General features: G+C 75.2%; 18 protein-coding genes. 13 read left to right on the top strand and 5 right to left on the bottom strand.

Annotated elements, in window-relative coordinates:
* Position 1: 1 nt before the first annotated feature.
* Positions 2 to 1,012, bottom strand: a complete 1,011-nt coding sequence (locus tag ABFY03_RS17020; RefSeq protein ID WP_319009014.1) for an ABC transporter ATP-binding protein — start codon at positions 1,010 to 1,012, stop codon at positions 2 to 4.
* 160 nt (positions 1,013 to 1,172) lie between these two features.
* Between ABFY03_RS17020 and ABFY03_RS17015 the strand changes: the two genes are divergently transcribed.
* From ABFY03_RS17015 to ABFY03_RS16995, 5 genes are all read left to right on the top strand, one after another.
* Positions 1,173 to 1,859, top strand: coding sequence for an ABC transporter permease (locus ABFY03_RS17015; RefSeq protein WP_319009013.1), 687 nt, complete (start codon positions 1,173 to 1,175; stop codon positions 1,857 to 1,859).
* Position 1,860: 1 nt separating this feature from the next.
* The gene (locus ABFY03_RS17010) at positions 1,861 to 2,538 is read left to right on the top strand and encodes an ABC transporter permease (protein WP_346170260.1); all 678 of its coding nucleotides are present in this window, start codon (positions 1,861 to 1,863) and stop codon (positions 2,536 to 2,538) included.
* 36 nt (positions 2,539 to 2,574) lie between these two features.
* On the top strand, positions 2,575 to 3,549 hold the full coding sequence (locus tag ABFY03_RS17005) for an ABC transporter substrate-binding protein (RefSeq protein ID WP_346170259.1): 975 nt from the start codon (positions 2,575 to 2,577) through the stop codon (positions 3,547 to 3,549).
* A gap of 130 nt (positions 3,550 to 3,679) precedes the next feature.
* On the top strand, positions 3,680 to 4,846 hold the full coding sequence (locus tag ABFY03_RS17000; protein ID WP_346170258.1) for a coiled-coil domain-containing protein: 1,167 nt from the start codon (positions 3,680 to 3,682) through the stop codon (positions 4,844 to 4,846).
* On the top strand, positions 4,843 to 5,328 hold the full coding sequence (locus ABFY03_RS16995) for a GNAT family N-acetyltransferase (protein ID WP_346170257.1): 486 nt from the start codon (positions 4,843 to 4,845) through the stop codon (positions 5,326 to 5,328). The genes ABFY03_RS17000 and ABFY03_RS16995 overlap by 4 nt, the downstream gene beginning before the upstream one ends.
* Before the next feature lie 24 nt (positions 5,329 to 5,352).
* Here the strand turns inward: ABFY03_RS16995 and ABFY03_RS16990 are convergent, their stop codons facing one another.
* Together ABFY03_RS16990 and ABFY03_RS16985 are read right to left on the bottom strand one after the other, a co-directional pair.
* Positions 5,353 to 6,495: an NADH-quinone oxidoreductase subunit D gene (locus ABFY03_RS16990; protein WP_346170256.1), complete on the bottom strand. Its 1,143-nt coding sequence runs from the start codon at positions 6,493 to 6,495 to the stop codon at positions 5,353 to 5,355.
* Between the two features lie 98 nt (positions 6,496 to 6,593).
* Positions 6,594 to 7,595, bottom strand: coding sequence for an SAM-dependent methyltransferase (locus tag ABFY03_RS16985; RefSeq protein ID WP_346170255.1), 1,002 nt, complete (start codon positions 7,593 to 7,595; stop codon positions 6,594 to 6,596).
* A 96-nt stretch (positions 7,596 to 7,691) separates the two neighbouring features.
* Between ABFY03_RS16985 and ABFY03_RS16980 the strand changes: the two genes are divergently transcribed.
* Both ABFY03_RS16980 and ABFY03_RS16975 read left to right on the top strand, forming a co-directional pair.
* On the top strand, positions 7,692 to 8,894 hold the full coding sequence (locus ABFY03_RS16980; RefSeq protein WP_346170254.1) for a sensor histidine kinase: 1,203 nt from the start codon (positions 7,692 to 7,694) through the stop codon (positions 8,892 to 8,894).
* 36 nt (positions 8,895 to 8,930) lie between these two features.
* A complete protein-coding gene (locus tag ABFY03_RS16975) occupies positions 8,931 to 9,608 on the top strand; it encodes a response regulator transcription factor (protein ID WP_319009005.1) in 678 nt (225 codons plus the stop codon).
* Positions 9,609 to 9,621: 13 nt separating this feature from the next.
* On the opposite strand, the gene ABFY03_RS16970 is transcribed toward ABFY03_RS16975, so the two are convergent.
* Positions 9,622 to 10,707 (bottom strand): DUF5937 family protein, encoded by a 1,086-nt coding sequence (locus ABFY03_RS16970; protein WP_346172259.1) that lies wholly within the window; start codon positions 10,705 to 10,707, stop codon positions 9,622 to 9,624.
* Positions 10,708 to 10,813: 106 nt separating this feature from the next.
* Here ABFY03_RS16970 and ABFY03_RS16965 point away from each other — a divergent pair, with 106 nt between their 5' ends.
* Positions 10,814 to 11,023 (top strand): hypothetical protein, encoded by a 210-nt coding sequence (locus ABFY03_RS16965; RefSeq protein WP_319009003.1) that lies wholly within the window; start codon positions 10,814 to 10,816, stop codon positions 11,021 to 11,023.
* 44 nt (positions 11,024 to 11,067) lie between these two features.
* Here the strand turns inward: ABFY03_RS16965 and ABFY03_RS16960 are convergent, their stop codons facing one another.
* Positions 11,068 to 12,303 carry a threonine aldolase family protein gene (locus tag ABFY03_RS16960; RefSeq protein WP_346170253.1) on the bottom strand — a complete coding sequence of 412 codons (1,236 nt, stop codon included), beginning with the start codon at positions 12,301 to 12,303 and terminating at the stop codon, positions 11,068 to 11,070.
* A gap of 137 nt (positions 12,304 to 12,440) precedes the next feature.
* Between ABFY03_RS16960 and ABFY03_RS16955 the strand changes: the two genes are divergently transcribed.
* From ABFY03_RS16955 to ABFY03_RS16935, 5 genes are read left to right on the top strand one after another with little or no spacing between them, the layout of a single operon-like run.
* Complete coding sequence (locus ABFY03_RS16955; protein WP_319009001.1) at positions 12,441 to 13,400, top strand: Rossmann-like and DUF2520 domain-containing protein; 960 nt, start codon at positions 12,441 to 12,443, stop codon at positions 13,398 to 13,400.
* Positions 13,397 to 14,458, top strand: coding sequence for a pantoate--beta-alanine ligase (panC, locus tag ABFY03_RS16950; protein ID WP_319009000.1), 1,062 nt, complete (start codon positions 13,397 to 13,399; stop codon positions 14,456 to 14,458). Before ABFY03_RS16955 ends, panC begins: the two co-directional genes overlap by 4 nt.
* Complete coding sequence (locus tag ABFY03_RS16945) at positions 14,455 to 16,146, top strand: L-aspartate oxidase (protein ID WP_319008999.1); 1,692 nt, start codon at positions 14,455 to 14,457, stop codon at positions 16,144 to 16,146. The genes panC and ABFY03_RS16945 overlap by 4 nt, the downstream gene beginning before the upstream one ends.
* The gene (nadC, locus tag ABFY03_RS16940; RefSeq protein ID WP_319008998.1) at positions 16,143 to 17,156 is read left to right on the top strand and encodes a carboxylating nicotinate-nucleotide diphosphorylase; all 1,014 of its coding nucleotides are present in this window, start codon (positions 16,143 to 16,145) and stop codon (positions 17,154 to 17,156) included. Before ABFY03_RS16945 ends, nadC begins: the two co-directional genes overlap by 4 nt.
* Entirely contained in the window at positions 17,156 to 17,962 is an 807-nt protein-coding gene (locus ABFY03_RS16935; protein ID WP_319008997.1) for a type III pantothenate kinase, read from the top strand. Before nadC ends, ABFY03_RS16935 begins: the two co-directional genes overlap by 1 nt.
* Positions 17,963 to 18,028 lie beyond the last annotated feature (66 nt).

Raw genomic sequence — 18,028 nt, 5'->3', positions numbered from 1 at the left:
CCTACGCGGCGGCGCGCCGCAGCGCCCGGTGCACCCCGGCGGGGGTGAGGGTGCCGAGCGGCCGCCCGTCCGCGTCGGTGACGGTCAGCCGGCCGGAGTCGTCCTGGAGGAGCAGCGCGAGCGCGTCCTTGAGGGTGGCTCCGAGCGGGACGCCGTGGGGTACGGGGGCGGGGGCGCCGTCCGTACGCGCGCGCGTGCCGGGCGTCCCGTCCGGGCTCCCGGCGGGGTCGTCCGGCAGCGGGTCGAGGTCGCCGGCCGTGACCGGGGTGACCGCCAGCCGCTTGAGGGCGCGGTCGCCGCCGACGAAGTCGGCCACGTACGGCGTGGCGGGGGAGGCGAGGACGGTGGCGGGGGTGTCGAACTGCTCGATGCGGCCCTGGCCGTAGACGGCCATGCGGTCGCCCATCCGGACGGCCTCCTCGATGTCGTGGGTGACGAGGAGAACGGTCTTGCGGACGGTGGCCTGGAGGGCGAGGAACTCGTTCTGCAGCCGTTCGCGGACGACCGGGTCGACGGCGCCGAACGGCTCGTCCATGAGGAGGACGGGCGGGTCGGCGGCGAGCGCGCGGGCCACGCCGACGCGCTGGCGCTGTCCGCCGGAGAGCTGCGCGGGGTAGCGGGGGCCGTGCACGGCCGGGTCGAGTCCGACGAGTTCGAGGAGTTCGGCGGCACGCGCGCGTGCGGCGGCCTTCTTCCAGCCGAGCAGGGCCGGGACGGTCGCGGTGTTGTCGAGGACCGTGCGGTGCGGGAAGAGCCCGACCTGCTGGATGACGTAGCCGATCTTGCGGCGCAGGGCGACCGGGTCGACCCCGGCGACGTCCCGGCCGTCGACGAGGACGCGGCCGGCGGTCGGTTCGACCAGCCGGTTCACCATCATCATCGTGGTCGTCTTGCCGCAGCCCGACGGGCCGACGAGCGTGACGAGCTCACCCTCGGCGACCTCGAAGGAGAGGTCGTCGACCGCGGTGGTGCCGTCCGGATAGCGCTTGGTCACCTGTTCGAACCGGATCATGCGCCCATTCTGGCCCCTCGTCACCCGGCGGGTGTGAAGGCGGTGTTGCGGGAGGGTGGCGGATCGGCGGCGCGGGCCCGGGATCGGCCCCGATCGTCGGTGGCGGCGGCTAGGGTCGCCATACACACGTTCTAACGGCGGCAACCTGGGGGAGGTCCGGATGAGCGCGCCGAACTGCCTGGTCGCCAACGACTGGATCTGCGCGGAGTACCTGCGCACCCGCCGCGAGGAGCTGACCGACGCCCTCGTCCAGCACATCGGCCTCACCGCCGCCTCGGTGGTGATCGCGCTGCTGGTCGCCGTGCCGCTGGCCCTCCTCGTCCGGGCCCGGCCCCGCCTGGCCGCCCCCGTCCTCGGGCTGACGACGCTGCTCTACACGGTGCCGTCGCTCGCCATGTTCTCGCTGCTGCTGCCCGTCTTCGGGCTCTCCTCCGCGCTCGTCGTCACCGGCCTGGTGCTGTACGCGCTGACGATCCTGGTGCGCAACACGCTGGCCGGCCTGGAAGCCGTCCCCGTGGAGACCCGGGAGGCCGCCCGCGGCCTCGGGTTCGGGCCCTGGCGGCTGCTCTGGCAGGTCGAACTGCCCCTCGCGCTGCCCGTCCTGATGGCCGGCCTCCGGATGGCCACGGTCTCCACGATCGCGCTCACCACCATCGGCTCGGTCGTCGGCCGCGGCGGCCTGGGCAATCTCATCGAGGACGCGCTGCCCACCTTCTTCAAGGCGCAGGTGCTCGCCGCGTCCGTGCTGTGCGTGCTGCTCGCCGTCACCGCCGACCTGCTGCTCCTGGGCGTTCAGCGGCTGCTCACGCCGTGGTCGCGGGCCCAGGGCGCGCCGGGAGGTGGCTGAGGTGGGGGTCGTGACGGACGCGTGGGCCTGGCTCACCACCGGTGCGCACTGGACCGGCGAGGAGGGCGTCGCCGCGCGCCTCGCCGAGCACGCGTACGTGAGCCTGCTGGCGCTGCTGATCGCCGGCGCGGTCGCGCTGCCGCTCGGTCTGTGGCTCGGCCATGTGGGGCGCGGGGGCGCGCTGGCGGTCAACGTGTCGAACGTGGGGCGGGCGGTGCCGGTCTTCGCCGTCCTCGCCCTCTTCATGGTCTCCCCGCTGCGGAACGCGGGCTATGTGCCGACCGTGACGGCCCTGGTCCTCTTCGCGGTACCGCCGCTGCTGACCAACGCGTACGTGGGCGTGCGCGAGGTCGACCGGGCGGCGGTCCGCGCCGCCCGTGGCATGGGGATGACCGGCGGCCAGGTCTTCCGCCGGGTCGAACTGCCGCTGGCCGCCCCGGTGGTGATGACCGGGATCCGGTCCGCCGCCGTGCAGGTGGTCGCCACCGCGACGATCGCGGCCATGGTCGGCCAGGGCGGCCTCGGCCGGATCATCACGGCCGGCTTCGCGCTCTACGACACCGCCCAGGTGGTCGCGGGCGCCGTCCTGGTGGCGCTGCTCGCGCTGCTGGTGGAGGGCGTGCTGATCGGCCTGGACCGGCTCCTCGTGCCGCGGGCGCCCCGCCCGCCCCGGACGTGACGTACTTCAGGACACCGAGAGCGAAGGACTGAACCCGTGAACAGGATCTCGCGCGCCGCCGGCGCGCTGCTGGGCACCGCCGCGCTGGCCGTCTCGCTCGCCGCGTGCGGCGGCGACAGCCTGGAGCAGGGCAAGGAGAAGACGTCCGGGGGATCCGGCGGCGGAAAGGGCTCGCTGGTCGTCGGCGCGGCCGCGTTCACCGAGTCGAAGGTGCTCGCCGAGCTGTACGCGCAGCTGCTGCGCGACGAGGGCTACGCGGTCTCGGTCACCACCGTGAAGAACCGGGAGCTGTACGAGCCCGCCCTGGAGAAGGGCGAGATCGACGTCGTACCGGAATACGCGGCGACGCTCGCGGAATTCCTCAACGCGAAGACGAACGGCCCCAAGGCGCCCGAGGAGAAGCCGGTCGCCTCCGGTGACGTGAACGCCACCGTGGCGGCACTGCGGAAGCTCGCGGAACCGCGCGGGCTGAAGGTCCTCGAAGCCGGGGAGGCGGTCGACCAGAACGCCTTCGCGGTGTCGAAGGAATTCGCGGAGAAGAACGGACTGAAGAGCCTTTCCGATCTCGGCGCGGCGAAGCTGAAGGTGAAGATCGCGGCGGGCGACGAATGCGCGGTCCGCCCCTTCTGCGCCCCGGGGTTGAAGAAGACCTACGGGGTCGACGTCGCCGGCGTCGACCCCAAGGGCGTCGGCACCCCGCAGGCCAAGCAGGCCGTCAAGGACGGCGTGGACCAGCTGGTCCTGACCACCACCACGGACGCCACCGTGGACGCCTTCGGCCTGGTCTTCCTGGCGGACGACAAGCACCTGCAGAACGCGGACAACGTGCTGCCGGTGGTGAACGCGAAGGAGGCCGGGGCGCCCGAGGTGGCCGCCGCCCTCGACAAGATCACCAAGGTGCTCACCACAGCGGATCTCGCCGAACTCAACCGCAAGGTCGACGCCGAGCGGGCCAAGCCCGAGGACGTCGCCGCCGCCTATCTCAAGGAGAAGGGGCTGGTCGGCAAGTAGTCGCCCGAGAGGGGAAGTCGGCCCGAAGCGGAAGCGGAACGCGGTCTCTCCGATTCCGTTGTCGAGAAGTGGCCAAGAGATTGCCGGGCCGACCCCCCACTCCGTGCCTACGCACGGTAAATTTCAGGCCATGCCACGTGGACGCCACCGCCATTCCCCGCCTCTGCACAAGCTGATGCCGCCTTCCGCGGTCGCCGGCGCCGCGGCCGTGTGCGCCGCGGCGGCCTGGATCCCCGGGGAACTCGTGGTCGTCCGGCTGCTCGCGACGGCGGCGGCGGCCGCCGCCGTCACCGGCGCCGTCCTCATGCGCGGCTGGGACCGCAGCGCCGGCCGCCAGGTCGCCGAGCTGACCCGGGCCCGCACCGCCGACCAGTGGAAGGCCGAGGAGCGCCTCGCCGAACTGGAGGCGGACCTGGAGGAGTCCCGCGCCCTGCGCATCCGCCTGGACGCCAAGCTCCGCGCCAAGCGCGTCGAACTGGCCGGGCTGCGCGGCGAGCACGCCGACCTGCTCCGCCGCTACGCCACCGCCGAGACCGAGCGCGCCAGCGCCCTGGAGGGTCAGCGCGTCCTGGCCCAGGCCAGTGCCGAGGCCCCCAAGGAGCTGCCCGCCGCCGGCTCGACGCCCACCCCGGAGGCGTACCGCCGCGCCGCCGAGGCCCTGCGCGACCTGCCCCGCAACGCCGCCGCCCAGCGGGCCCGGCGCACCGCGGAGGCGGCCCGCGCCCGCGACCTCGCCGAGCGCGCGGCCGAGACGGAGGAGCCGCGCGGCCGGCACGCCGCCGGCGAGCAGCACGCCCGTTCGGCGGGCCAGGACGCCCCTGCGGCCCTCGCCCCGGCCGCGGCACCCGCGAAGGCCCTGCCCGCGGCGGGCCCGGACCGGACCCCGGCCGTCCCGGCGGCCAGCGCGATCGTCCCGTACGCGGCCCGCAAGCCCGTCCAGCGCACCGAGGGCGGCTTCGACTTCTTCGGTACGCAGACCGGCACCCAGACCGGTACCCAGACCGGCTCCCGGAAGGCGGCCATCGAGGCCGTGCAGGACACCGACCTCGCCGACGTGGTGGGCGAGGAGGTCCTGGAGGAGGCCCGGGCGGCCGCCCTCCCGCAGGCCCCCGCCCTGACCCCGGTCCCGGCCGCGGCCTCGCTCCCGCAGCCGGCGACGGCCGGGGACGGCGACGACGAGCCCGTCGTGGTCCGCCCCTCCGCCGCCGGCCCGATCGGCCAGGTCATCGACCTGACCGCGCACGACGAGACCGAGCAGCTCGACCTCGCCGAGCTGCGCGGCGCCGTCAACCAGTGACCCACCGCCTCGGCCTCCTCCTCCCGGAGGAGGCACGGGACCGCCGCGACGAACTGATCGCGCTGTGCGCCCAGGCCTTCGCCGGCGCCCCCTGGCACGAGCCGCCGCTCGGCGCCGTCCGGACCGTGGACCGGCTGCTCGACTCCGCCGCCCGCCGCCCCGACTTCCACGCGGTGGCCGCCCTCGGCCCCGACGGCGAACTCCTCGGCCTCGCCGCCGGCTGGACCGACACGGCCCTCTCCGGCGCGGACCCCGCCTTCGAGCTCGCCGAACTCGTCGTCGCCCCCGCCCACCAGGGCCGCGGCCTCGGCCGGTCCCTCCACGACGCCCTGCTGGTGGTCGCCGAGGCCGGCCCCGCGCTGCTGATGACCCTCGACGTGCCGGAGCTGACGGACCGGTACGCGCGCTGGGGCTGGACGGTCCTCGACCGCCGCCGCCCCGCCCGGGAGACCCGGGACCACGTGGTGATGAGCAACCCCTGAGCCCGGCGCGGCGGGGTGCCCCGCCTACTTGTCGATGTCGCCGACGACGAAGAAGAACGACCCCAGGATCGCCACCATGTCCGCGACCAGCGTCCCCGGCAGCAGCTCCACCAGCGCCTGGATGTTGTTGTACGAGGCCGAGCGCAGCTTCAGCCGGTACGGGGTCTTCTCGCCCTTCGACACCAGGTAGTAGCCGTTCAGCCCCAGCGGGTTCTCGGTCCAGGCGTACGTGTGCCCCTCCGGCGCCTTCAGCACCTTCGGCAGCCGCTGGTTGACCGGCCCGCGCGGCAGCTCCGCCAGCCGGTCGAGACAGGCGTCCGCCAGCTCCAGGGAGTTGTGCGTCTGGTCGAGCAGGCACTCGAAGCGGGCCAGGCAGTCGCCCTCCTCGCGGACCACCACCCGCAGGGTGTCCTGGAGCTCCCCGTACGCCAGGTACGGCTCGTCGCGCCGCAGGTCGAAGTCGACGCCGGAGGCGCGGGCGATCGGCCCGGACACCCCGTAGGCGTGCACCGTCTCCGGGGCCAGGACGCCGACCCCGCGCGTGCGGGCGCGGAAGATCTCGTTGCCGAGGACCAGGCGGTCGTACACGTCCATCCGCGACCGCACGTCCGCGACCGCCTGCCGGGCCCGGCCGAGCCAGCCGGCCGGCAGGTCCTCCTTGAGGCCGCCGACCCGGTTGAACATGTAGTGCATCCGGCCGCCGGAGACCTCCTCCATCACCGTCTGGAGCTCCTCCCGCTCCCGGAAGGCGTGGAAGACCGGGGTGATCCCGCCCAGCTCCAGCGGGTACGACCCCAGGAACATCAGGTGGTTGAGGACCCGGTTCAGCTCCGCGAGCAGGGTCCGCAGCCACACCGCCCGCTCCGGCACCTCCATGCCGAGCATCCGCTCGACGCCCATCACCACGCCGAGCTCGTTGGAGAACGCCGACAGCCAGTCGTGCCGGTTGGCCAGCATGACGATCTGGCGGTAGTCCCGCGCCTCGAAGAGCTTCTCGGCGCCCCGGTGCATGTAGCCGACGACCGGCTCCGCGTGCCGGATCACCTCGCCGTCGAGCACGAGCCGCAGCCGGAGCACGCCGTGCGTGGAGGGGTGCTGCGGGCCGATGTTCAGCACCATGTCGGTGCTCTCCGCCGCGCCGCCGATGCCGACCGTGGTCTCCGTCATGCCGGACAGTATCCCCCGCCGCGCAGCCCGCCGACGGGCCAGGGCCCAGCCTGTGGACAACCCGCCGGCCGCCCTCCCCGCCCTGTGGACGACGGCTGTCAGACCCGCTGGCTCAGCCACAGGAAGTCGCCCAGACCGCCACGCGCGGTCAGCTCGGCCGCCTCCCCCGCGGCGGACAGCGCCCGCACGTACGCCACCGGGTCGGTCGAGGCGAGCGCCAGCGGCGGCCGGCCGCCGCAGACCCCCAGCCCGTGCAGCGCCTCCCGCTGGGTCGTCAGCTCCGCCGGCACGCGCGCGTGCACCGCCGCCGCGCAGGCGTCCAGGGCCACGTGCGCGGTGAGGTCGCCGGTGCCGTCCGGGACCGGTGCCACCTCGCGGCCCGCCCGGAAGCCGGTCAGCGTCCCGAAGGGCGGCCGGGAGCCCCGTACGTGCCCGTAGTCCACCGCCACCGCGCGGCCCGCCGCCAGCGAGCCGACCGCCGCCGCCCACGCCTCGTCGCGGGGCCGGCCGATCTCGGCCCGCTCGCCCGGCGCGGACAGCGGCCACCAGCGGGCCAGCCACTCCGCGTCCGGTCCCGTCACCGGCGCGCCCGGCCGCTCCGTGCCGTCGGCACGGACCTCCACGTACCGGACCGTGCCGTCCTCGTCCAACTCGGCCACGTCCACCGGCACGTTGTCCAGCCACTCGTTCGCGAAGAGGAGCCCGCGCACCCCCTGCGGCGGCCGGCCGGTCCACTCCACCCGGGGGTCGAGCCCCTCCGGCCGGGCGGCCCGCTCCACCGCGAACGCCCGCACCCGCAGCCCCGCCGGGACCGCCGCCAGCACCCCCGTCACCAGCTCGCCCCGGCCCGCGCCCATGTCCACCAGGGCGACCTCGTCCGTGTCCAGCTCCGCCGCCGTCGCGACGAGCAGCCGGGCCACCGCCCCGGCGAAGAGCGGCGAGGCGTGCACCGAGGTGCGGAAATGGCCCGCGGGGCCCTCGGGGCGCAGGAAGAAGCCCCCGGGGCCGTACAGCGCCCGCTCCGCCGCCTCCCGCCAGCCCCGCCACTCCTGCCCGCCGTCCGGCGGCAGGCCCGTCCCGTCCGTCACCTCATCCGTCACGCGCCCCAGTCTCCACCCCGGGGCGTACGGGTCCCGCCGCGAGGATCGACCCCACGGTTGATCCCCCGCCCGCACGCGTTCCCTACTCTGGGTTACGTGCAGCGCCTCTACGACTTCATCCGCAGTCACCCGACGGGCGTCGACGTCTTCTGGGCCGTCGCCCTCCTCGGGCTCTCCGCGCTGTGGATCGGGTCGGCGATCCCACCCCTCGACCACGCCGTCGGCTACGCGGTGGTCGCCACGCTCTTCTCCCTGGTCGTGGCGCTGCGGCGGAAGGCGCCCGAGCGGATGCTCGTCCTGGCGGTCGCCCTCGGCGTCGTCCAGCTGGTCTTCGACGTCGAGACCTTCATGGCGGACTTCGCCATGCTCGTCATCATCTTCACCGTCGCCGCCCACGACGGCCCCCGCTGGGCCTCCCGGCTCGCCCTCGTCGGCGGGCTCTTCGCGGCGCCGCTCTCCCAGCTGCGCTGGCCGCTGGAGGAGACCGTCTCGGTGCCCGCCCGGGTCTTCTTCACGGTGATCATGGCCGTGCCGTTCGCCCTCGCCTGGGTCCTCGGCGACTCGCTCCGCACCCGCCGCGCCTACTTCGCGCAGCTGGAGGAGAAGGCCGCCCGGCTGGAGCGGGAGCGGGAGGCGCAGGCCAAGGTCGCGGTCGCCGCCGAGCGGGCCCGGATCGCCCGCGAGCTCCACGACGTCGTCGCGCACAACGTCTCGGTGATGGTGGTGCAGGCCGACGGCGCCGCCTACGTCATGGACGCCTCCCCGGAGACCGCCAAGCAGGCCCTGGAGACCATCTCCACCACCGGCCGCCAGGCGCTCGCCGAGATGCGCCGGCTGCTCGGCATCCTGCGCACCGGCGAGCACCAGGAGGCGGGGGAGTACGTGCCGCAGCCCGACGTGGAGCAGATCGAGGAGCTGGTCGAGCAGGTCAGGGGCGCCGGCCTGACCGTCGACCTCACCGTCGAGGGCACCCCGCGCGCGCTGCCCACCGGCGTCGGCCTGACCGCCTACCGGATCGTCCAGGAAGCCCTCACCAACACCCGCAAGCACGGCGGCCCCGACGCCGGCGCCAGCGTCCGGCTCGTCTACTTCGACGACGGCCTCGGGCTGCTCGTCGAGGACGACGGCCGGGGCGCCCCCCAGGAGATGTACGAGGACGGCGGCGCCGACGGCGCCGGTCACGGCCTCATCGGCATGCGGGAGCGGGTCGGCATGGTGGGCGGCACCCTGGACGCGGGCCCGCGCCCGGGCGGCGGTTTCCGGATCAGCGCCCTGCTGCCGCTCAAGCCCGCACACTGAGAGCCCGAGCCCGTCCCCACTCACCGAAGGAACCGCATGTCCATCCGCGTGATGCTCGTCGACGACCAGGTGCTCCTGCGCACCGGTTTCCGCATGGTGCTGGCCGCCCAGCCCGACATGGAGGTCGTGGCGGAGGCGGGCGACGGGGCGGAGGCCCTGGAGGTGCTGCGGGCCACCAAGGTCGACGTGGTCCTCATGGACGTCCGGATGCCCCGCCTCGACGGGGTGGAGGCGACCCGCAGGATCTGTGCCGCCCCGGACGCCCCGAAGGTGCTCATCCTGACCACCTTCGACCTCGACGAGTACGCCTTCTCCGGCCTGAAGGCGGGCGCGAGCGGCTTCATGCTGAAGGACGTGCCCCCGGCCGAGCTGCTCGGCGCGATCCGCTCGGTGCACAGCGGCGACGCCGTGGTCGCCCCCTCGACCACCCGCCGCCTCCTCGACCGCTTCTCCCCGCTGCTGCCGTCCTCCGGACACGAGCCGGAGCACCGCGAGGTGGAGAAGCTGACCGACCGCGAGCGGGAGGTCATGCTGCTCGTCGCCCAGGGGCTCTCCAACGGCGAGATCGCCGCCCGGCTGGTCCTCTCCGAGGCGACGGTCAAGACCCACGTGGGCCGCATCCTCACCAAGCTGGGCCTGCGCGACCGCGTCCAGGTCGTCGTCCTCGCGTACGAGACGGGCCTGGTCCGCGCGGGCGGCGGCGCCAAGGGCTGAGCGCCCCGGCGGCTCAGCGCAGCACCGACTCCAGGAAGTCGCTGCCCAGGCGGACGACGACCGAGAAGTCCAGCTGGTGCAGGACGTAACGGCCGCGGCGCCGGGTGGTCAGCAGGCCCGCCCTGCGGAGGACGGCGAGGTGGCGGGAGACCTCCGGGGCGGTGATGCCGTACGCGTCGGCCAGCTCGCTCGTCGAGAACGGGCCGCGCGCCAGGCTGCGGCACATCCGCATCCGCACGGGATGGGCGAGCGCGTCCAGCCGGAGCTGCACGGTCTCCACCGTCTCCAGGCCGCCGACCTCGCGGCTCGCCGCCGGGTACATGATCACCGGCTGCCAGCCGGGCGAGTACACGGCGATCAGGTGCGGCCGGCCGAAGGCGCTCGGGACCAGGGTCAGGGCCCCGGCGCGGGCGTCCGCCCGCGCCTCCATCAGCTTGTCGACCACGATCCGGGTGCCGTCACCGTCCTCCTCCAGGGTGAGCGCCCGCGACGCGTCCGCCAGCGCCTCCGCCAGCCCCTTGTGGCGCATCAGCTCCGTCTTGTGGCGGGCGTCGGCGGCCAGCTGCACCCGGATCCGCCGCCAGGCGTCGGCGAAGAAGGCCTCGTCGCAGTCCTCCAGGAGCCGCCGGATCCACGCGCGCGTGGCGGTCGGCGCGGCGATCATCCGCTCGGCGAACGCCGCCTGACGCGGGCCGCGCGCGGCGGCCAGGTCCAGGGCCCGCCGCCGGGCCCCCTCGTCGACCAGCGGGGACGGTATGTCGCCCCGGACGGAGCGGGGACTGCACGAGATCTCCAGGGCGGCGCGGACGAACGTCTCGTCGTCCATCCGGTCCAGGTCGTCCAGCTCCTCGGCCAGGGTCTCGCGGGGCCGCGCGGGCAGCAGGAAGTCCGAGCGCGTCGACCGCCACATGAAGTCGGCCTCCAGGAGCCGGTCCGCGAGCTCCGGCTCCAGCGCGGCGGTGGTCGCCGTCGCCCACGCGTGGTGGCCGGGATGGTGGCCGGGCTCCGCCAGGACGTGGACGGCGTTGGCGAGTTCGGCCAGCGGCGAGGGGCAGAAGAGGATCCGCTCGGCCGGCACTCCGGTGATGTCGATGGTCACGCTCACGCCCCCATGGTGCGGGACGCACCCGGGAGCCCGTCGCTCCGATTGACGAGCCCCGTCAATCGTCGGGCGGGGCGGCCCGGCGCGGCCCCAGGGTGAGTCCATGGACGCGCTGCAGCAGCACCTCTTCGACAGCTACCGGGCCGCGCGGCGGGGCGAGCCCGCGCCGCCCGCCCCCGGCACCCACGACGTGGCCGTGCTGCGCGGGCTGCGGGACCGCCGCCGCTTCGAGCGGGTGGTGGCCGGCCGGCCCGCGACCGGCCGCCTCCGCGCGGCCCTGGCCCGGGCCGCGGCCCTCCTCGGACGCCGCTGACGCCGCCGGCTCCGCTCAGGCACCCCGGGCCCGCGGCGGGGCGCTCAGCCGCGGACGAGCGCCAGGAAGTCCCGTACGGCCGTCCTGACGTCCTCGGCCGTCCACTCCAGGCCCGCCTCGGCCACCGTCACCTCGGTGGACGCGGTCCCCGGCGGACCGCCCGCGCCCGGCGCGAACCAGCGGCGGAACAGACAGACCCCGGTCCGCTCGGTCAGCGCGAGCGACGCCGCCGTCAGGACGTCCGGCCCGTACGGCAGCCACACCTGGAACTGGTGCGTGTGCGGCACCTCGGGGTGGACCCGGAACCAGCCCGGACCGCCCTCCTCCGCCAGCGCCTCGCGGAGCGCGCCCGCCACCACGCGCGCGTGGGCCACGTACGAGGGCAGCCGGGGCAGCTCGGTGTCCAGGCCGCGCAGCGCCGAGAGCGCCGCCGGGTACTGCTGGAAGACCTGGCCCCCGTACCGGTGCAGCCACACGCGCGCCTCCGCCACCAGCTCCTCGGGCCCGGCCAGCACGGCCCCCGACATCCCGCCGAGGGACTTGTAGAACGACACGTACACGCTGTCCGCGAGCCCGGCGATCTCCGCGAGCGGACGCCCGAAGTGCGTCGGGCACTCCCACAGCCGGGCGCCGTCGAAGTGGACCACCGCGTCCCGCTCCCGGGCCGCCTCGACGGTCGCGGTCAGCTCCTCCCAGGACGGCAGCACGAAGCCCGCGTCCCGCAGCGGCAGCTCCAGCATCAGCGTCCCGAAGGGCTCCGGGTGGTCCCGCACCTCCGCGGCCGTCGGCAGCCGGGGCGCGTCCGTCGGGTGGACGGTCCGCAGCCCCGACACGGTCCTGAAGGCGTCGTCCTCGTGGACCTCGGGGTGGGCGAGCGGGTGGAGCGCGACGACCGGGCTGCCGGTGCGCCCGGCCCAGCAGCGCAGCGCCACCTGCTGGGCCATGGTGCCGGTGGGGAAGAAGACGGCGGCCTCCATCCCCAGCTCCTCGGCGACCCGCCCCTCCAGGACCTCCACGAGACCGTCGCCGTAGACGTCCGGGAGCGCGTCCGCGAGCTCCACCGCCTCCACCCAGTCGGCGAGCTCGCGCAGCCGCCCGCCGACCGTGCCGTCCACCGGCGGACGCCACAGCGACCACGCGGCGCCGCCCCACACCTGGGTCCGGTACCGGCGCGCCGCGTCCTCGCCGGGGGCCTCCGCGGCGGCCCCGCCCGACACCTCCGCGGTCGCCTCTCCGGTCACCTCTCCGGGCGTCTCCGGTGGCAGCTGATGCGTATCCATGGAGAGATCATCACACCGCCACCGGCACCCCCGCCTGCGGGTTTCGGGCGGCCGGGAGGAGGGACGAAACGCTGGCGTAGCATGGCCAGAAATCGTCCGGTACCCGCCGAGGACTGGAACGGAAGGCCCGTACCACCGTGAACGCACCAGCAGCGCCAGAGCCCAGGGCCGAGGACCGGCCCGCCCGGCTCACCGTCGGAGTCGTCGGCGCCGGCCGCGTCGGCCCCGCCCTCGCCGCCTCCCTCCGGCTCGCCGGGCACCGCCCCGTCGCCGTCTCCGCGGTCTCCGACGCCTCACGGCGCCGCGCCGCCGAACTGCTGCCGGACGTGCCGGTGGTGGAGCCCGCGCGCGTGCTCGCGCTCGCCGACCTCGTCCTGCTCACCGTCCCGGACGACGCCCTCCCGGGCCTCGTCGAGGGGCTCGCCGGGACCGGGGCGGTCCGGCCCGGCCAGCTGATCGTCCACACCTCGGGCCGGTACGGCGCCCGGGTCCTGGACCCGGCCCGCCGCGCGGGCGCCCTCCCGCTGGCGCTGCACCCGGCCATGACCTTCACCGGCACCGCCGTCGACGTGCAGCGGCTGGCCGGCTGCTCCTTCGGAGTGACCGCCCCCGAGGAGCTGCGGCTCGCCGCCGAGGCGCTGGTCATCGAGATGGGCGGGGAACCCGAGTGGATCGCCGAGGAGGCCCGGCCGCTCTACCACGCGGCCCTCGCCCTCGGCGCGAACCACCTGGTCACCCTGGTGGCCCAGTCGATGGAGCTGCTGCGCACGGCCGGCGTCGCCGCCCCCGACCGGATGCTCGGCCCCCTCCTGGGCGCCGCGCTCGACAACGCGCTGCGGTCCGGCGACGCCGCCCTGACCGGCCCCGTCGCCCGCGGCGACGCCGGCACGGTCGCCGCCCATGTGGCCGAGCTCCGCAAGCACGCGCCCGGCACCGTCGCCGGCTATCTGGCGATGGCCCGCACCACCGCCGACCGGGCGCTCGCGCACGGTCTGCTCAAGCCGGAGCTGGCCCAGGACCTGCTGGGCGTCCTCGCCGCCGAACCCGCCGCCGACACGACCGGCCCCGCCGACGGGCCGCGAGGAGACGACCGATGAGCCCGTTCGACCGGAAGAGCCCCGCGCCGGCGGACCTGGTGTCCACCGTCCAGGACCTGGCGGACGTGCGCGCCCGCCGCGGCGGCGAGCCGGGGCGGAACGCCGTCGTGATGACCATGGGCGCCCTTCACGAGGGCCACGCCACCCTGATCCGGGCCGCCCGCGAGCGGGTCGGCGCGAACGGCTTCGTCGTCGTCACCGTCTTCGTCAACCCGCTCCAGTTCGGGGCGGGCGAGGACCTCGACCGCTACCCCCGCACCCTCGACGCCGACCTGGAGCTGGCCTCCGCCGCCGGCGCCAGTGCCGTCTTCGCCCCCTCCGTCGACGAGGTGTACCCCGGCGGGCAGCCGCAGGTCCGGATCACCGCCGGTCCCATGGGCGACCGCCTGGAGGGCGCCTCCCGCCCCGGCCACTTCGACGGCGTCCTCACCGTCGTCGCCAAGCTGCTCCATCTCACCCGGCCCGACCTGGCCTTCTTCGGCCAGAAGGACGCCCAGCAGCTGGCCGTCATCCGCCGCATGGCGACGGACCTGAACTTCCCGGTCGAGATCGTCGGCGTCCCGACGGTCCGCGAGACCGACGGCCTCGCCCTGTCGAGCCGCAACCGCTACCTGTCGGACGCCGAGCGGCGCACCGCCCTGGCCCTGTCCCGGGCCCTGTTCGCCGCCCGCGAGCGGCTCGCCGCGCAGGAGGCGCTGCACGCGCGTGCCCTCGCCCTGCCCGGCGCCCAGGGGCGGGCCGAGACCCGCGCCGAGGCGTTGTCCCGGCTCGGCGAGGCCCGGGCCGCCGCCGACACCCACGCCGTCGCGCAGGCCGCCGAGGGCGCCGGGGCCGAGGCCGTGCGCGCGGCGGCGCGGGCGGTGCTCGACGAGGCCGCGAAGGCCGAGCCGCCGCTGGTCCTCGACTACCTGGCCCTGATCGACCCTGCCGACTTCACCGAGGTCGAGGACACCCACCGGGGCGAGGCGATCCTCGCGCTCGCCGCGCGCGTGGGCACCACCCGCCTCATCGACAACATCCCGCTGACCTTCGGACCCACCCAGGGAGCCGCCTCGTGACCGGAATACGGCTGCACGCCCCCGAACCGGGCTGGGCCATCGACGCCGACGTGGTCGTGGTCGGCTCCGGCGTCGCCGGGCTGACGGCCGCGCTGCGCTGCACCGCCGCCGGGCTCCGTACGGTCGTCGTCACCAAGGCCAACCTGGACGACGGCTCCACGCGCTGGGCCCAGGGCGGCATCGCCGCCGCGCTCGGCGAGGGCGACACCCCCGGCCAGCACCTGGACGACACCCTCGTCGCCGGCGCCGGGCTCTGCGACGAGCCGGCCGTCCGCCTCCTCGTCACCGAGGGCCCGGACGCCGTCCGCCGCCTGATGGCCACCGGCGCGGACTTCGACCGCACCGACGACGGCGAGATCGCCCTCACCCGCGAGGGCGGCCACCACCGCCGCCGGATCGCCCACGCGGGCGGCGACGCCACCGGCGCGGAGATCTCCCGTGCCCTGGTGGAGGCCATCCGCCAGCAGGGCGTGCGGACCATCGAGCACGCGCTCGTCCTCGACCTCCTCAAGGACGACGAGGGCCGGACGGCCGGCGTCACCCTGCACGTCATGGGCGAGGGCCAGCACGACGGCGTCGGCGCCGTCCGCGCCCCCGCCGTGGTCCTCGCCACCGGCGGCATGGGGCAGGTCTTCTCCGCCACCACCAACCCGTCCGTCTCCACCGGCGACGGCGTGGCCCTCGCCCTGCGGGCCGGCGCCGAGGTCTCCGACCTGGAGTTCGTCCAGTTCCATCCGACCGTGCTCTTCCTCGGCGCCGGCGCCGAGGGCCAGCAGCCGCTGGTCTCCGAGGCGGTACGCGGCGAGGGCGCCCATCTGGTCGACGCGGACGGGGTCCGCTTCATGCTCGGACAGCACGAGCTGGCCGAGCTGGCGCCCCGGGACATCGTCGCCAAGGCGATCACCCGCCGCATGCAGCAGCAGGGCGCCGAGCACATGTACCTCGACGCCCGGCACTTCGGCGCCGAGATGTGGGAGCACCGCTTCCCGACGATCCTGGCCGCCTGCCGGGCGCACGGCATCGACCCGGTCACCGACCCGATCCCGGTCGCCCCGGCCGCCCACTACGCCTCCGGCGGCGTCCGCACCGACCTGCGCGGCCGCACCACCGTCCCCGGCCTGTACGCGTGCGGCGAGGTCGCCTGCACGGGCGTGCACGGCGCCAACCGGCTCGCCTCGAACTCGCTCCTGGAGGGCCTCGTCTTCGCGGAGCGGATCGCTGCGGACATCGCCGAGCACGGGCCGCACCGCGAGGGCGTGCCGCACACCGAGCCCCGGGGCACGGTGCTGGCGCTGCTCGCGCCCGAGGTCCGCCGGGAGATCCAGCGGGTGATGACCCGGGACGCGGGCGTGCTGCGCTCGGCGGCCTCCCTGACGGCCGCCGCCGACGCCCTCGAAGCGCTCCGGCAGGACGCCGAGGAGGAAGGCAAGGCGGCCGAGCCGGGCGTCGACGCCTGGGAGACCACCAACCTGCTCTGCGTGGCCCGGGTCCTGACCGCTGCCGCCCTGGCGCGCGAGGAGACCCGCGGCTGCCACTGGCGCGAGGACCGCCCGGACCGGGACGACGAGCGGTGGCGCCGCCACCTGGTCGTCCGCCTCACGCCCGACCGCCGGCCGGTGGTGCGCACCACCGAGACCGCGGACTTTCCGCCCGTAACCCCCGAAGCCCCCAGGGAGCCGCAGCCGTGAGCACGCCCGAGGAAGCCCGTCCCGAGCCCGTGGACGTCCCTCTCATCCAGATCAGCTCGTACGAGGAGTCCGGCGGCTGCGGCGACGGCTGCGGCTGCGGCGACGCGGAGGAGTACGAGTGCGGGCTCGACCCCGCGCTCGCCCAGCTGCTCGCCGACGCCGGCCTCGACCCCGTACAGGTCGAGGACATCGCCCACCTGGCGATCGCCGAGGACCTCGACGGCGGCGTGGACGTGACGACGGTGGCGACCGTCCCCGAGGACGCGGTGGCGACCGCCGACTTCGTGGCCCGCGAGGCCGGCGTGGTCGCCGGTCTGCGGGTGGCGGAGGCTGTCCTGTCGATCGTCTGCACCGAGGAGTTCGAGGTCGAGCGGCACCGCGAGGACGGCGAGCGCGTCGAGCCCGGCGACCTGCTGCTCAGCGTCACCGCCCGCACCCGCGACCTGCTCACCGGCGAGCGCAGCGCCCTGAACATCCTGTGCCGCCTCTCCGGCATCGCCACCGCCACGCGCGCGTGGGCGGACGCCCTGGCGGGCACCAAGGCCAAGGTCCGCGACACCCGCAAGACGACGCCGGGGCTGCGCGCCCTGGAGAAGTACGCGGTCCGCTGCGGCGGTGGCGTCAACCACCGGATGTCGCTCTCGGACGCCGCCCTGGTGAAGGACAACCACGTGGTGGCGGCCGGCGGGGTCGCCGAGGCGTTCAAGGCCGTCCGGGAGGCCTTCCCCGAGGTGCCGATCGAGGTCGAGGTCGACACGATGCACCAGGTCCGCGAGGTGATCGACGCGGGCGCCGACCTGATCCTGCTGGACAACTTCACCCCGGACGAGACCGAGGAGGCCGTGACGCTGGTCGCCGGCCGCGCGGTCCTGGAGTCCTCCGGCCGGCTGACCCTGGAGAACGCGGCGGCGTACGCGGCGACCGGCGTGGACTACCTGGCGGTCGGCGGCCTCACGCACTCCTCCCCGATCCTCGACATCGGTCTCGACCTGCGCGAGGTGCGCGGCTGATGCTGCTCACCATCAACGTCGGCAACACGCACACGGTCCTCGGGCTCTTCGACGGCGAGGAGATTGTCGAGCACTGGCGGATCTCCACCGATCCCAGCAGGACCGCCGACGAGATGGCGGTCCTGCTGCAGGGCCTGATGGGCATGCACCCGCTGCTCGGCGCCGAGCTGAGCGACGGCATCGAGGGGATCGCGATCGCCGCGACGGTCCCCTCGGTCCTGCACGAGCTGCGCGAGGTGACCCGCCGCTACTACGGGGACGTGCCGGCGGTCCTGGTGGGGCCGGGCGTGAAGACGGGCGTGCCCATCCTCACGGACAACCCGAAGGAGGTCGGTTCGGACCGGGTCGTCAACGCGGTCGCGGCGGCGGAGCTCTACGGCGGTCCGGCGATCGTGGTGGACTTCGGCACGGCGACCACGTACGAGGCGGTCACCGCGCGCGGGGAGTACGCGGGCGGCGCGATCGCCCCCGGCATCGAGATCTCGGTCGAGGCGCTCGGCGTGAAGGGGGCGATGCTCCGCAAGGTCGAGCTGGTCCGGCCGCGCAGCGTGATCGGGAAGAACACGGTGGAGGCGATGCAGTCCGGCATCGTCTTCGGCTACGTCGGCCAGGTCGACGGGGTGGTCGCGCGGATGCGGCGGGAGCTGGTCGGGCCGGACGGCGACCCCTCGGACGTCACGGTGATCGCCACGGGCGGGCTGGCGCCGGTGGTCCTGCCGGACTCGCGGGAGATCGACGAGCACGAGCCCTGGCTGACGCTGATCGGCCTGCGCCTGGTCTACGAGCGGAACGTCTCCCGCAGGTGACCGGGCGGGTGGTCGCGACCGCGACCGCCCCACGCGCGCGTGGGGCGGGAATCCGCAGGTGGCGGG

Source organism: Streptomyces roseofulvus (genome assembly GCF_039534915.1).
In the GTDB taxonomy this organism is placed as follows: domain Bacteria; phylum Actinomycetota; class Actinomycetes; order Streptomycetales; family Streptomycetaceae; genus Streptomyces; species Streptomyces roseofulvus.
Note: the sequence above shows the minus strand (reverse complement) of the source record. Positions and strands in the feature narration are given on the sequence as shown.